This window comes from Peribacillus sp. YIM B13472 (assembly GCF_042788005.1).
Classification (GTDB): domain Bacteria; phylum Bacillota; class Bacilli; order Bacillales; family DSM-1321; genus Peribacillus; species Peribacillus simplex_E.
This window is the reverse complement of record NZ_JBHZPG010000036.1, coordinates 1-13,580: the sequence shown is the minus strand read 5'-3', so window position 1 is coordinate 13,580 and position 13,580 is coordinate 1. Positions and strand designations below refer to the sequence as shown.

General features: G+C 40.4%; 15 protein-coding genes. 1 reads left to right on the top strand and 14 read right to left on the bottom strand.

The features are described 5' to 3' along the window. Positions 1 to 224 precede the first annotated feature (224 nt). From ACFX4I_RS21570 to metG, 3 genes are all read right to left on the bottom strand, one after another. Positions 225 to 1,379 (bottom strand): G5 and 3D domain-containing protein, encoded by a 1,155-nt coding sequence (locus ACFX4I_RS21570; RefSeq protein WP_230301922.1) that lies wholly within the window; start codon positions 1,377 to 1,379, stop codon positions 225 to 227. A gap of 279 nt (positions 1,380 to 1,658) precedes the next feature. Then, complete coding sequence (locus tag ACFX4I_RS21565) at positions 1,659 to 2,426, bottom strand: TatD family hydrolase (RefSeq protein ID WP_230301923.1); 768 nt, start codon at positions 2,424 to 2,426, stop codon at positions 1,659 to 1,661. Between the two features lie 209 nt (positions 2,427 to 2,635). After that, the gene (gene metG, locus ACFX4I_RS21560; protein WP_230301924.1) at positions 2,636 to 4,597 is read right to left on the bottom strand and encodes a methionine--tRNA ligase; all 1,962 of its coding nucleotides are present in this window, start codon (positions 4,595 to 4,597) and stop codon (positions 2,636 to 2,638) included. Positions 4,598 to 5,228: 631 nt separating this feature from the next. On the opposite strand from metG, the gene ACFX4I_RS21555 reads away from it, so the two are divergent. Beyond that, complete coding sequence (locus tag ACFX4I_RS21555; RefSeq protein ID WP_048689982.1) at positions 5,229 to 5,513, top strand: transition state genes transcriptional regulator AbrB; 285 nt, start codon at positions 5,229 to 5,231, stop codon at positions 5,511 to 5,513. A 48-nt stretch (positions 5,514 to 5,561) separates the two neighbouring features. Here the strand turns inward: ACFX4I_RS21555 and rsmI are convergent, their stop codons facing one another. The 11 genes from rsmI to ACFX4I_RS21500 form a co-directional block, all read right to left on the bottom strand. After that, entirely contained in the window at positions 5,562 to 6,443 is an 882-nt protein-coding gene (gene rsmI, locus ACFX4I_RS21550) for a 16S rRNA (cytidine(1402)-2'-O)-methyltransferase (RefSeq protein WP_377422918.1), read from the bottom strand. Position 6,444: 1 nt separating this feature from the next. After that, the gene (locus ACFX4I_RS21545; protein ID WP_076372928.1) at positions 6,445 to 6,705 is read right to left on the bottom strand and encodes a GIY-YIG nuclease family protein; all 261 of its coding nucleotides are present in this window, start codon (positions 6,703 to 6,705) and stop codon (positions 6,445 to 6,447) included. Continuing rightward, complete coding sequence (locus ACFX4I_RS21540) at positions 6,692 to 7,435, bottom strand: tRNA1(Val) (adenine(37)-N6)-methyltransferase (RefSeq protein ID WP_230301926.1); 744 nt, start codon at positions 7,433 to 7,435, stop codon at positions 6,692 to 6,694. The genes ACFX4I_RS21545 and ACFX4I_RS21540 overlap by 14 nt, the downstream gene beginning before the upstream one ends. 173 nt (positions 7,436 to 7,608) lie before the next feature. Then, positions 7,609 to 7,947: a DNA replication initiation control protein YabA gene (yabA, locus tag ACFX4I_RS21535; RefSeq protein ID WP_370662572.1), complete on the bottom strand. Its 339-nt coding sequence runs from the start codon at positions 7,945 to 7,947 to the stop codon at positions 7,609 to 7,611. Positions 7,948 to 7,997: 50 nt separating this feature from the next. Continuing rightward, positions 7,998 to 8,828, bottom strand: a complete 831-nt coding sequence (locus tag ACFX4I_RS21530) for a PSP1 domain-containing protein (RefSeq protein WP_061440314.1) — start codon at positions 8,826 to 8,828, stop codon at positions 7,998 to 8,000. A gap of 1 nt (position 8,829) precedes the next feature. Further along, entirely contained in the window at positions 8,830 to 9,834 is a 1,005-nt protein-coding gene (gene holB / locus ACFX4I_RS21525) for a DNA polymerase III subunit delta' (RefSeq protein ID WP_377422916.1), read from the bottom strand. Positions 9,835 to 9,883: 49 nt separating this feature from the next. Further along, the gene (locus tag ACFX4I_RS21520) at positions 9,884 to 10,282 is read right to left on the bottom strand and encodes a YaaR family protein (RefSeq protein WP_377422915.1); all 399 of its coding nucleotides are present in this window, start codon (positions 10,280 to 10,282) and stop codon (positions 9,884 to 9,886) included. A 24-nt stretch (positions 10,283 to 10,306) separates the two neighbouring features. Further along, positions 10,307 to 10,636, bottom strand: a complete 330-nt coding sequence (locus ACFX4I_RS21515; protein ID WP_063235895.1) for a cyclic-di-AMP receptor — start codon at positions 10,634 to 10,636, stop codon at positions 10,307 to 10,309. 101 nt (positions 10,637 to 10,737) lie between these two features. Beyond that, a complete protein-coding gene (tmk, locus tag ACFX4I_RS21510) occupies positions 10,738 to 11,379 on the bottom strand; it encodes a dTMP kinase (protein WP_377422913.1) in 642 nt (213 codons plus the stop codon). A gap of 39 nt (positions 11,380 to 11,418) precedes the next feature. Continuing rightward, complete coding sequence (locus ACFX4I_RS21505) at positions 11,419 to 12,873, bottom strand: aminotransferase class I/II-fold pyridoxal phosphate-dependent enzyme (protein ID WP_377422911.1); 1,455 nt, start codon at positions 12,871 to 12,873, stop codon at positions 11,419 to 11,421. A 239-nt stretch (positions 12,874 to 13,112) separates the two neighbouring features. Then, the gene (locus ACFX4I_RS21500) at positions 13,113 to 13,331 is read right to left on the bottom strand and encodes a sigma factor G inhibitor Gin (protein WP_230301931.1); all 219 of its coding nucleotides are present in this window, start codon (positions 13,329 to 13,331) and stop codon (positions 13,113 to 13,115) included. Positions 13,332 to 13,580 lie beyond the last annotated feature (249 nt).

The window sequence follows — 13,580 nt, the reverse complement described above, 5'->3', positions numbered from 1 at the left end:
GCGCTTTGATTAGCTCTTGGATAAACGTAACCGGTCCCCCGTAAAATTTTCTGGATAGAGAATCCAGTCAAGATCATTTATGAAGTTCACACGCATATATTGAAATCTTATGGAATAGTGAGACGTCTATCTTATTAAAACAGTTTTACATAGGGTTTTTCAACAAACAGAAAATAAAACGCAAAAAACAGGAGACGAATTCATCTCCTGCGAGAGAAACCTTATTAGTCCAATACACGAATCTTTACCCTCTTTACACCCCAGCGATAGGCATCATTTTTTGAGGAAAAGAAGACGTCAATCCTATTTCCCTTTATTGCTCCGCCTTTGTCAGCAGCTACTGCATAGCCATAACCATCCACATATACTTTCGAGCCCAAAGGAATTACGTTTGGATCGACAGCGATGATTTTCGCACCCGGATTACTCTTTAGATTCACGCCTGTGGACGTGACACCGGAACAGCCCTTACAACTGGCAGTATAAGCTGTTGATGATACGTATATTTCTTTTCCACTTGAAGAACTAACGTTAGTTACTCCGCGTGATGCCTGGGCAACCGTCGTTCGAGTTCCGACCGTTACAACTTTATCCTGCTTTTTATTAACTACTTTTTCTGAAAGTAATTCTCTTTTAACCTCTTTGCCATTTTCTTTAATAACTTTATATTTCTTGGAAATGAGTCCGTCTTTTCCTTCTTTGACAATTTTCTCTTTCCCTTTTGATAAAGAGTCATCTTTTTTAGTTATGACAGCAAAGTCAACTGGTTCTTCCACTACATCGGTGACTTTTTCAATTCGAACTACGTTTACCGTATTCTCAGCTTCAACTTTTTCGGTTAATTCTGGCTCAACTCGATCCAAATCATTGAGTTTTACTCCTTGTTGCTTTAAAAAGTCAGCGACAGTAGTCGAAGTTGACCATACCTGCTTTTCGTCTCCACCTACCACTAATTTCAGTGAAAAGGCTTTGTCTATGGCAACTTCCATATTCGCTTTCAGCTTCGTATTTTTCGAAGGGGTGATCTTATCCTGTTCCTTCACACTAAGATTTTGGTCTTTTAAAAGTTCGTCTACCGTATCGGCGGTGGACCAAACATCCTTCGTCTTACCATCCTGTACCATGACGATTTTTTGTGCAGGCTTCCAAACCACCTCTAAATCATCATCAACCTTGGTGGCTCTTGATGGGTGGACATAGTCTGCAGCTTTAACGGTAATCTCTAAATCTTCCAACATATCATTTACAGTAGCCGCGTGTGTACGCACTACCTCTTTTTTTCCGTCTAGCATGATTGTTACTGTATCCTTTGTTCCTTGATATATAAGTATTCCCAATGCTGTAGAAACAAGAATAGCACTGCAAATGGCAATTGCCATTCTCTTCTTCCCAAAAGGTTTGGGAATAAGGTTTTTCATAGTTTTTAATAGAATGAAAAACTCCTCCTTCCTCCCGGTGATTATATAGACTTAGTTATCAAGCTGTCAACCCATTCACTTCTCATTCAGGAAATTACTACCTATTATGCATATTTCATATTGAAAAGGAAAGGGTGACTTCTCGACATAATAAGCCTATAGTTGGAGTGAAATTTGTAGAAACCTTAAAAAAATTCAATTTTAGCTAGTGAACCCCGGGGGATATTGTAAAATAATATGTCAGTTAATGCCGAATAATTTCTTGGCATTTTCTGTTGTTGCCTGGGAAACTTCCTCTAATGTGAGTTGTTTGATTTCTGCAATTTGTTCAGCAACAAGCTTCACATACGAAGGTTCATTCCGCTTCCCTCTATAAGGATGGGGAGCCAAGTATGGACAGTCGGTCTCTATCAGTAAACGGTCTAAAGGTACGGCTGCTGCCACTTCCTTTGGTTTTTTTGCATTTTTGAAGGTCACAGGGCCCCCCAATGAAATATAAAAGTTCATATTGATGCATTCCAAAGCCGTTTCTGCACTTCCGCTAAAGCAATGCATGATGCCTCCAACCCTTGATGCCTCTTCTTCCTTGAGTATGTTCACGATATCCGCGGTCGCTTCCCGGTTATGGATGATAATGGGCAGCCCCACCTTTTTTGCCAATCGGATTTGCTTCCTGAACACCTCCATTTGGACATCCTTCGGTGATTTATCCCAATGATAATCCAGGCCCATCTCACCTATGGCAACGACCTTTGGATGATTGGATAATTCCTCGATCCATTGTAAGTCATCTTCTGTCATATCTATAGCATCCACAGGATGCCACCCCACCGCGGCATACATGAAATCATAAGCTTCTATTAATTCCATTGCCCTTATAATAGTAGGCCGGTCAAAACCAACGACTACCATATTATTGACTCCTGCTTCCTTAGCTCTATCTATTACGTCTTCGAGATCCTCGTTGAATTGTTCCGCATTAACATGTACGTGTGTGTCAAATAACATTATTTTTCTTCCTTTCTAGCACTATTTTATTAAAAAATGAAAGTTTTATGTTTCACATTTAGGTAACAAAAAGATTACAAAGAAGCCTATATGCCCAACAAATAAATGCAGAACCAAAACCTGAACCTGTATTCCCTTACTTTTTCCAAAAGCATAAAGAAAAAAACATAAAAATGTTTCATATGAAACACCTTTATGTTTTCATCTGTTTATTTCACCTTTGAACCATTTGGAATCGATGAATCTATTGTAGCGACTGAGAGCACACCATCCTGGCTTCCCGCCAAAATCATTCCTTGAGAGAGCTCGCCACGAAGTTTAACAGGTTTTAAATTTGTTACACATATCACTTTTTTGCCTACTAAATCCTCGGGTTTATAATGCTGTGCAATGCCTGATACGACTTGGCGTTTCTCATAACCCAAATCAAGCTGAAGTTTAAGAAGCTTATCCGCCTTCTTTACAGGCTCAACTTCCATGACCTGAGCAACACGAAGCTCCACTTTTGTAAAGTCATCAATAGTGATTTCATCAACTTCGGGAATCGTCTCTTCCACTTTTTCCTCGGCCTTGGGGGCACCACCCTGCATTTGTTCTTTAATATATAAAACTTCCTCTTCCATATCCAGACGAGGGAAGATCGGGTCCCCCTTCAAGACTTTTGTTTCAGCAGGAATTTGACCGAACTCCGCTAAACTGTCCCAGGATTTTAACACATCATCTTTGATGCTAAGCTGAGCAAAGATTTTTTCCGGTGTTTGCGTCAAGAACGGTTTCAAAAGGATTGCCGTCCTGCGTAATGATTCCGCCAAATGAACCATGACACTAGCAAGGTCTTCTTTCCTTGATTCATCTTTAGCAAGAGTCCATGGCTGGGTCTCATCAATGAATTTATTAGTTCTGCTCACGAGTTGCCAAATGGATGTTAGTGCAACTGAAAATTCCATGTTTTCCATTGCTTCCTCATACTTGCCTACCGTATCTTGGTTCATTTCAAGCAAAGCCTTTTCGAACTCGCCATTGGATCCTTCGTAATTTGGAATCACACCATCAAAATACTTATTGACCATTGCAACTGTTCGATTTAATAAATTCCCTAAATCATTTGCCAGGTCAAAATTGATCCGTTCCACAAACCCTTCCGGTGTAAATACTCCATCTGAACCAAATGGTACTTCACGCAATAAGTAGTAGCGTAAAGAATCCAAACCGTAACGATCAATCAATGTAACGGGATCCACTACATTACCTTTTGATTTGGACATTTTACCATCTTTCATGAGAAGCCATCCGTGGGCAAAGACTTTCTTTGGAAGCGGCACGTCAAGAGCCATTAACATGATCGGCCAATAGATTGTATGGAAACGAACGATTTCCTTTCCGACCAGATGTACATCGGCAGGCCAATAATTCAAGTATTTAGAATCATTATCCGTTCCATACCCTAATGCCGTTATATAATTGGTCAATGCATCGATCCATACATAAATAACATGCTTTGGATCTCCCGGCACCTTGATTCCCCAATCGAAAGTAGTACGTGAAACGGCCAGATCTTCCAATCCAGGCTTGATGAAGTTATTGATCATTTCGTTTTTGCGCGATTCCGGTTGAATGAAATCCGGATTCTCCTCATAAAACTTCAGTAACCGATCCGCATATTTACTCATCTTAAAGAAATAAGATTCCTCTTTCACCTTTTCAACAGGCCTGCCGCAATCAGGACAGTTTCCATTGCTTTCTTCCACCTGACGTTCCGTGAAGAAAGATTCACAAGGTGTACAATACCACCCTTCATATTGGTCCAAGTATATATCCCCCTGGTCCAATAGCCTTTTGAATATCTTGGCTACGACCTCTTTATGGCGATCTTCCGTCGTCCTGATGAAATCATCATATGAAATATCAAGCTTTTCCCAGAGCTCTTTAATCCCTGATACGATATTATCTACATATTGCTGTGGAGTGATTCCTTCCTCAGCCGCTTTACGCTGGATTTTTTGACCATGTTCATCAGTTCCTGTTAAATACATGACATCGAAGCCACGCATCCTTTTATAACGAGCCATGGCATCCCCTGCCACTGTCGTATACGCGTGCCCTATATGTAAATTACCACTCGGATAATATATGGGTGTCGTGATATAGAATGTTTTTAATTTATCTTGCACTTCGTTCCCTCCTCATCATTTGAAAAACCGGCTATAGTGCTGGCCAAGCCATAAGAATATATTTTAAGCTATTATCTCTATTTTAACGCTATATACAATTCCGCGCGACAATAATCACTAATCTAATCATCATGTTAATAGAATAAAAAAATATAAGTAAATATCATTTTAACAATAAGGGTACTGGAAGTGAACTTCCCTTATGACAGCATTACCTCTTACCTCAACAAAATATACCTAAATTTCTTTTTTTGTGCAACAACTCACATATTCGTAAACTTTTTCAGAAAATTATCCTTAATTCAGAACTTTTGTTTTGAAACTAAATGATATTTAATCATATAATAGTGAAGTATGTTTTTTATATGCATACTTTGTCGAAATGTGGTGAAGTGAGTAGTTCTTTGTATCCTGCTATTTCTTCACCTTTAAAGATATAACCGATTTTTTCTCTTTAAAAGCCTTTTTGTTACACGTAAAGATCCATGCTATTTCTTACAAAAAAATGAAAATAAATCATTGACGAATTTGGGAATGGCTGGTATTATAAATTTATAAAAAAATTTGTCGAATAATGGCGAAAAAAATAGAAATAGGGTACTAGATTGTAACTGAGAGGAGAATTTTTTAAATGAAATCTACAGGTATTGTTCGTAAAGTTGATGAGTTAGGCCGGGTGGTTATTCCAATCGAACTTCGTCGTACATTGGGTATCGCTGAGAAAGATGCTCTTGAAATCTATGTTGATGATGAGCGCATCATCTTGAAAAAATACAAACCAAACATGACTTGCCAAGTTACAGGTGAAGTTTCCGATAACAACCTTACACTTGCTAATGGTAAATTGATCCTTAGTCGTGAAGGTGCAGAATTACTTATTCAAGAAATTCAACAAAACTTCACTGCTTCTAAATAAATGATAAAAAAACTTCCGGTCTTCGGAAGTTTTTTTTTATGTTTATTATTATTGTATATCAATGTGATAGGCTTGATATACATCGCGTTTTTGCATATTGCGATCTTTTGCGACCTGCTTGATTGCATCCTTTGAAGTGCACTGCTTGGTTTCTATATAATGATTAACATGACCGACGATGTCAAGGGCCATCCACCAAGCTTCTTCAGGTTCATCTTCCGACCATTGCCCGCCTTCAATTATTAAACAGAACTCACCGCGAATTTCAGATTCCATCGCCCACGTCAATGCTTCACTCACAGTCCCCCGAATGAACTCTTCAAATTTCTTGGTTAATTCGCGGCATAATACTATACGGCGGTCACCTAAAATTTCATGCATATGCTTCAATGTTTCTTTCAATCGATGTGGCGATTCATAAACGATCCAAGTCGATTCCATTTTTTTTAATTTTTCCAGCTCCTGCTTTTTTTCTTTTGCTCCCCGTTGTAGAAAGCCATAAAAGTAAAAAGGCTGCGGAATCAGTCCAGATGCGATCAATGCAGTTAATGCAGCATTGGCCCCTGGCAACGGGATGACTTTAAACTGTTCGGCAATGGCATCTTTGACCAGTTCATATCCCGGGTCGGATATCGTCGGCAAGCCAGCATCACTCACCAATGCGATGACCTCTCCAGATCGAAGCCTCTCTAGCATTTGCTTCCCGCTATATTCCTTATTATGTTCATGGTAACTGACGATAGGTGTCGAAATTTCAAAGTAGTTGCATAATTTCTTCGTATTTCGCGTGTCCTCAGCAGCAATGACATCCGCTTCCTTTAAGATTCTTAAAGCCCGGAAACTCATATCCTCAAGGTTTCCTATCGGTGTAGGAACCAGATATAGAGCTGGCTCCAATCCTTCTTTTTCAAAACTCTTTTGCTGCCACATATCATGTATCCTCCTTTGCCATCCACTTTTGCTTTTGTTTTCTTGTTAATTGCTTAAATTTATATTCAGCCTGCATGGCCAATGTCCGTGTTTCGAATATTTCATGATAAATCAGTTCAACCGGGGTCCGGCCTCGTGTATACTTTGCACCCCTGCCATTATTATGAGCATCAATCCTACGGTGCAAATTATTTGTATACCCGGCATAATAGCTGCCGTCCCTGCATTTCAAAACATAAAAATAATGCTTATTCCTCTCCATATAGAATCCTTCTGATTTCCGGATTATACTCATTTTGATCATTATATACAACAAGCGGAGGAAGAATCTTCAAATCAGGGTTGCCGTCCTTTATCCCTTCTATAAGAATCGTATTCGCTTCTTTTGAACTTTTAGGATAAACGAATTGGAGCCGCTTCGGTTCAATTCTGTACATCCTCATGAAATGCAGGATATCCATCAGACGGCCCGGTCTATGAACGAATGCAGCTTTCCCGCCTTGACGCAGCAACTGGCTTGAAACACGCATGACGTCCTCAAGATTACACATTATTTCATGTCGGGCAATTGCAAAGTGCTCATTTTTGTTAATTTCCTCGATAGATGGCGTCGGGAAATAGGGTGGATTGCAAGTAACGACATCATATTGGCTATACCCTATCTGTTTTGGTATTTCCTTTATATCCCCATGAATCATCTCGATTTGGGAGGATACGCCATTATAGTCCATGCTCCTCTGGGCCATGTCATATAACCGCTCTTGAATTTCAACACCGGTAATTGTCCCTTTCGTTCTTGTACTCAGCAGCAAAGGTATGACCCCATTTCCTGAGCAAAGATCTACGATTTTCCCTTTTTGGATCGGTACATTTACGAACCTTGATAATAACACGGCATCTAATGAAAAAGAGAACACCGTTGGGCTCTGGATGATCCTTAAATTCTCAGCCAATAGATAATCCAGGCGCTCATCGCCTTTAAGTTCTACCATTGCTGTTACCCTCCTAATCATGTATCGAAAAAGCATGTTTAGGGACCATGCTTCTACATTACTATCGTACAAAAAGGGGTCTGACTCATAGTATGCGTCAGACCCCGAATCACTATATATTGTAAACGGTCTATCTATCACGTAAAAGAAACATCTTTTATATTATTCCTTTATCACTTCTTGTTTAAAAAAGATAAACAGAACAGGCAATCCCCTTCTTTTCGTAAACTGCCAAAATGCAGATTGCAAATATGAAAGCCTTCTTGATAGATACGGGCTAAATTATCATAGCCTTCCCCGATATCCATAACCTTGTCCGTACTTGCGGTACGGTTTTTCACTTTTTGTTTGACCTTTACTGCAGCAGGCGCACTTTCGACTTCCACAAGGCCCAACCGATGGCGCAAATGCTCTTTCTCCAGCTTGAGCGACTGATTTTCCTCAAGGATTTCAGCTAAATTCTGCTTCAATTCTCCAAGCTGCTTATATAATTGGCCTATCTGGGTTTCCATATTGGTCACCGACTCAAAAATATCTTTCTTATCCACGCTCTCCCACCACCTTAATAATCTGTGGCTTGAATAGAAACGGCTCCCTCTTTTAGAATCTCATCTAGAGTATACTCTAATACTCTTTCTTGCTCGATTAGTTCAATCTGAAGTACGCGTTCTAGAATATTAAGCCCCACTACCTTGCCTTTGCCACCAGGCGTATTAATCATTTCACCTAAATCAGGAAGCATTTCCTTCGCACTTTCATACTCATCATTTTCATATTTCAGACAGCACATCAATCGACCGCATAAACCTGAGATTTTTGTAGGGTTTAATGATAAATTCTGATCCTTCGCCATTTTGATGGAAACCGGTTCAAAATCTCCAAGAAATGTGGAGCAGCAAAGCATTCTGCCACAAGGTCCGATGCCACCAAGCATCTTTGCCTCATCCCTTACCCCAATTTGGCGCAGTTCTATGCGAGTTCTGAATATGGCAGCTAAATCTTTGACTAAATCACGGAAATCCACGCGACCATCCGCTGTAAAATAAAACACGACTTTATTTCTGTCGAAAGTATATGACACATCAACCAGCTTCATATCCAGCTTATGCTCCACAACCTTTTGACAACATATAGAGTAAGCCTCTTCTGCAGCCGCCTTGTTCTCGTCTACAATCAGCTTATCTTTTGCATCAGCGACCCGAAGTACTTTTTTCAATGGCAGGACAACATCGTTTTCATCTACTTGTTTTCGGGCTGTAACGACTTTACCGAATTCAACACCGCGGACAGTCTCCACTATTACAAAATCGTCCTTAGGAATAGCGAATTCACCCGGATCGAAGTAGTATATTTTGCCCGCCTTTTTAAAACGGACACCTACAACATCATACAAATCATGATCCCTCCTGCAAATTCAGCACAAGCTGTTCCATCAACAGCTGTGGATTCGTGTTGGACATCAGCTTCCTTTTTGCTTCCAAAATGCAACCCATATGTTCAGCAAGGCGTCTTGGGGAAAGATGAAGAGCGTGAGTTTCAAATTCCTTCAGTTTATTTTGGAACACAACAAAGTCCTTTTTGTCCAACTGAATGTATAATAAATCCTTATATATAAGAAGTAACAAATCAAGACCTCTGTCAACCTGTTCTCTTTCTTTAAAGTGTGTGAACCAATCCGTCTGAAGGTACAGCAATGCCTTCAAGGAATTAAGTTTTAACACTTCATATAATTTTACCACTATTTTTTGAGCTTGTACAAACCATTCATCATGACTAAGCCCGATTCCAGCTTCCACATTCTGTGTTATGTGTGCAATAACCGAAGCCAGCTGTGGTTCTACATCCTGTTCCATCAGCTTCCGTTTCACATTCTCAGGAGATAATGGCTTGAACGAAATCACTTGGCACCTTGATAATATAGTCGGCAGAATCCTCTGAAGCTGTTCGGTCATCAATATTGCTACAGTATCAGCCGAAGGCTCTTCTAAAAATTTCAATAGACTGTTGGCTGCTCCCACCGACATTTTGTCAGCATCGGCAATCATATAAACCTTCCGATCTGCCTCTACGCTCTTTTTTGAAAATTCTTCTTGAAGCCCCTTAATTTGTTCTTTCTTTATTGAGAGACCGTCTCTTTCTATCAAATGGACATCAGGATGATTCCCACTTGAAATCCGTTTGCAATTCCGACAAAGTTCGCATGGCTCATAACCTGCTGTCGGGGCTTCACATAGTAAGCTTTTGGCAAAGACATTGCTTATCTCTTGCTTACCTGTCCCTTTTTCCCCCTCAAATAAATACGCATGAGCCACCCTGTTCTTCGTTATGCTATTTTGCAGCATCGTCATTACCTGCGGCTGAATTTGACTCATATCCTGCCATGTTTTATCCAAAACCATCAACTCACTTAAGTATATAAATTAATCAGAAGACCTTTAATCTCGCCTATCATTTCCATAATTCAAGCGAGCTTTTCTCTTTATTAAGAATTACCTCACTTAACTCAACTAATCTTACATCTATCGTTTCCACGGTTTTCAACGGCCTGCTTTGTCCATATTCGTTCCAGCTCGTGGATTGCTTCAGTTCCAGTCCATATTCAACGGCTTCTTTAACAAACCGTTTCACCAATGCTTTATATTTTTCCAATTCCCTAAAAGTGCGTGACCTTACTAAACGCTGACCCGCCCCTTCCATATCGCCTATCAAACGGTTTAATGTTTGGATTTGCATCTTTTGATCCTGTGTCTGGACCATTTGTTGAAATCTTCCATTCCCGGTTTGAAACTGTTTGGCATCCTGACGCGATTTATCCAGCTTAATAGGGATATCATGGTTGATTTTCATAATGAACCTCCCTGAAACTAACCGTTAAAATTGTAAAAAGTTTTCAACCGGCAGCACAAAAATGGTCGCACCGCCTACTTGAATCTCCACTGGGTAAGGTACATAGGACTCGGCATTCCCGCCCATCGGTGAAACCGGTGATACTAATTGGGATCGTGACTGACAATTCTGTTTGATGATCTGGATGGCTTTGTCAACACGTTCATCCTCTGTGCCAATCATAAAAGTCGTATTGCCTGATTTTAAAAAACCGCCAGTGCTGGCTAGCTTGGTCGTTCCGAAATTATTTTCCACTAATTCATTCAGCAGGCGATGACTATCCTTGTCTTGAACGACAGCAATGATCATTTTCATTCTCATCATCCTCCGGTTACTCTGAATTTTTACTAACTCCATTATAGCAACTAGTCCTTGTCTGGAATAGTATTGGTTGAATAATATGGAAACCTATATATTTAGTTTCCTGCTTTCGCTAAAAATTTCAGCAAGCTGGCTTTCGTTTCCTCAAGGACCTCATCTATTGTCCGGCCTGCATCCACGATAATGAAACGGTCTTTCCATCTATTTATAATGAATTGATACCCCCCCCAAACTTTTTTATGAAAGTCGAGGGCTTCAAGATCCAGCCGGTTCACTTCCCGTTCCCCATTGGACTGGATACGTCTCAATCCCTCTTCTGGGTCTATATCAAAAAAGAATGTGGCATCTGGCATCATATCTCCAATTGCGAATTTATTGATATTATAAACTTCTTCTATATCCAAACCCCTTGCATGACCCTGATAGGCTAACGAGCTATCTATGAATCGGTCACAGAGGACAATTCCCCCTCGTTCCAACTCAGGCATGACCACTTCCACTAAATGCTGACGCCTTGCTGCTGCGTATAATAGAGCCTCTGTTCTCGAGTCCATGGCTGTATTATCTTTATTAAGGATCACTTCCCTAATTTGCTCCGAAATGGGGACCCCCCCTGGCTCACGCGTTAATAGGACTTGATAGCCTTCTTGTTGCAGAGCCTTGCCAAGCATTTGGGTAATTGTTGTTTTCCCGGCACCCTCAGGCCCTTCCATTGTTATAAAAATACCACGTTTCATCGATGTACCTCCAAGGTTCTTTGTTTGTAGTATATCATTTTAACCAGTCTGCCTGCTTTCATAAACGATTAATTCTCCGTTTGCAAGGGAGGAACCGCCATGAAACCTTGATCCCAGTTCTAGCAGTCTCCTCAGATTGAATATATGCTCAGGAGTAATCATTTCCCCGGACATAATTAAAGGGATGCCCGGCGGATAAGGAATGACCATCTCTGCAGATACCTCACCCACTGCTTTCCCTAATGTGACAGGTTTTGATTTACTATGCTTCATGGCGGAGTATGGCATTTCAAGTCCTGCCATTGACCTTCCATCAGGCCATAGGACCCCAAGATCTGATTCCTTTTTTCCAGTTCTGTCTTCAGTGGCACTTTTTATAGTTTGAACGATTGCATGAAAAGGAAATTCGATACCCATTTTTAATAAGGGTAAAATCATTAATAAATTATCAGGATCAGCCAATTCCGTAAAAATGCCTTCGGCTTCACATAGCTGCTGTAACTCAAACCCGCTTAAACCATTTGTTGATTGAATGACCACTTTCAACGGGTCTGCCAAGGTGCCTAGCGGCGCCTCCAGCACCCTTACTGTTTGCAGGGCACCTAATTCCCCTCTGAAGTCTGATATCTTTTCAATAAGGGATATTTTATCTTCTGATGTAAAAGCGGCTAAGTAGGCCCTGGCCAAGTCGAGCGATCCCATAATTGGGTAAGATGGACTGCTCGACTGAAGCATTTGTAAATAGAATGATACTTGATCGACATCAACTAAGGATGAATTCACATGAAGAAATGACCCCATCGTCATAGCCGGCAGTGTTTTATGCGCTGAATGGACAACGGCATCTGCCCCTGCCAAAATTGCCGGCTTAGGAAACGGACTTCCTAACTGAAAATGAGCGCCATGTGCCTCGTCCACCAGCACAGGAATCCCCTTTTGATGTGCGAGTCTTACCATTTCCGTCAAGTCTTCACCAAGACCATAATAATTAGGATAGGTAACAATGATGGCCTTTACATCTGGATGTACACTCAAGGCTTCATCAATTAATTTCGATTCTACACCGCCAGCTATGCCCCATTTCTCATAATAAACTGGTTGTAAAAAAATCGGTTGTACATTCGCTAACATCAATCCATGTAAGATTGATTTATGGCAGTTTCTTTGGACAAGGACCTTATCACCTTCCCGGCAGGTAGAAAGAATCATGGCAATGTTGCCTACGGTTGACCCATTAACCAAAAAATAACTCCGCTTTACCCCATATAGGTCAGAGAGTAGTTGTTCGGACTTTAAAATGGCACCCTCTGGAGCATGCAGGTCATCTAAGCCGCTTATCTCCGTGGCATCAATACCAAGTAGCGGGTTGTATAAGGCTTGGCCCTTTTTATTAAACACCCACCCATTTTTATGCCCTGGGACATGCAGAGATATTGGACTTTTTTTATGAAAAGCACTCATTGCATCGAACAACGGTGTCTGTGATTGATTCATTTTTCTCTTCCCTCATATCATAGTATTTTTTCATTTTATCAAATAAGTTCAATTTTATCTCATATTGGGTCGACTGAAAGGCAATTATGCGTCTCCGAACAGTCTGTTTGGAGGGAACATACAGAAACATGGGAGCATGTTGCCAAGCATTCTTCTAAAGTACCAAAAAAAGAATCAGAGATTAAAGAAACACATCATTTCTTTTTCTCTGACTCTTTAACTTTCCACATACTATTTTTTCATGATAATATTTCAGGATTAGTGATTTTTCTTAATTGCTTTAAGTAATATTGGTACTTGGGATCGTTCGTATCCGTCCTGATCATATCCCTTTCGCATTCCTCACAAATAAAAGTCGTATATAGATGTATACCCATCCCTTTTATTTGTTCACAAACCGCGCACGTTTCCCCTGCCGTTGTTTTGGTTTTTGTTGTCCCCAACATCTCCACCTCCATACCTGCATTCTCCCCAAAAACCATTGTTCGCATACATTAATTTAAATAGTTTAAGAGAACCGGGGATGCTTTTAACAATGTATGATGAAGAATTTCAATACGTGTATGTCTTTAAAAAAGTTTCCATAATTGATAATCGCTTTATATCCAATGATTTTTCTTTGTATTATGCAAAAAAAAGACCAGCCGGATGGCTGATCTTTTTAAATGGCTTGGCGGCGTCCTACTCTCACAGGGGGAAACCCCCAA